1 protein-coding gene is annotated in these 1,266 nt (G+C 64.8%); it reads right to left on the bottom strand.

The annotated features are described in order from the left end of the window. On the bottom strand, nucleotides 1-1,266 hold a 1,266-nt coding region (locus BTW08_RS18585; RefSeq protein ID WP_139313732.1), incomplete at both ends, for an Ig-like domain-containing protein.

Below are 1,266 nucleotides of genomic sequence, written 5' to 3'. Positions count from 1 at the left end.
ACCGTCATTGTCCGTGGCGGTATAGCTGAAGGTGACGTCGCGGCTCTCGCCCGCAGCCAGACTGTCGAAGTCGGTGCCGGAGACGAAGCTATAGGAACCGTCGGCATTGAACGTCAACGAACCATCGCCGGTACCGACATCCGTCGCCAAGTTGTAACCGGCGACCGTCCCATCAACATCACTCGCTGCCGGAACCTGGCCGCTGAGGACGGTATTCTCGCCGGTAGTCTGGGTATCAGCGACGGCCACTGGAACGTCGTTAGTGCCGGTCACCGTTACGGTCAGCGTCGAGGTGGCGGTGCCACCCTGGCCATCGCTGACGGTGTAGCTGACTTTAGTGGTGTCGGTCTGACCCGCGGGCAGGCGATCGAACGCCGAACCCGGATTGAAGCTATAGGAGCCATCCGCGTTCAGCGTGAAGGTGCCGCCGTTGGAGCCGGTGATGGCCTGCCCCACGCTGCCCGCCGCGCCATTGACCGCGCTGACGCTCAGGGTACCGCCGTCGACATCGCTGTCATTAGCCAGCACGCCCTGGGCGGCAGCAACGTTGAGCGTGGCGTTTTCACCGGTGCTGCCGGTATCGGCGACGGCCACCGGCGCATCGTTGGTACCGGTCACAGTGATGGTGACAGTCTTGGGTGCGCTCACCCCACCGTCGTTATCGGCGGCGGTGTAGCTGAAAGTCACGTCACGGCTTTCGCCGGCAGCCAGACTGTCGAAGTCAGTGCCCGGGGCGAAGCTGTAGCTGCCGTCGGCGTTGAAGCTCAACGCGCCATTGCCTTGGCCCACGCCAGTGTCGAGCGCGTAGCTGGCGATGGTGCCATCGACATCCGTTGCTGCCGGGACCTGACCAGACAGCACCGTGTTCTCTTTCGTCGTGGCCGTGGCCGCCTGAGCGACCGGCGCGTCGTTGGTGCCGGTCACGGTGATCGTCACCGTCTTGGGTTCGCTGACGCCACCGTCGTTATCGGTGGCGGTGTAGCTGAAGGTGACGTCGCGGCTCTCGCCCGCGGCCAGAGCGTCGAAGTCGGTGCCCGGGGCGAAGCTGTAGCTGCCGTTGGCGTTGAAGCTGAGACTGCCGTTGCCCTGACCCACGCCAGTGTCGAGCGCGTAGTTGGCGATGGTGCCATCGACATCGGTCGCTGCCGGGACCTGGCCAGTCAGCACCGTGTTCTCGCCTGTAGTCTGAGTATCAGTGACGGCGACCGGCACATCGTTGGTGCCCGTGACGGTGATGGTCACCGTCTTCGGCTCGCTCACGCCGCC

The sequence above is a fragment of the Salinicola sp. MH3R3-1 genome, from assembly GCF_001937155.1.
GTDB lineage: Bacteria > Pseudomonadota > Gammaproteobacteria > Pseudomonadales > Halomonadaceae > Salinicola > Salinicola halophyticus.
Note: the sequence above shows the minus strand (reverse complement) of the source record. Positions and strands in the feature narration are given on the sequence as shown.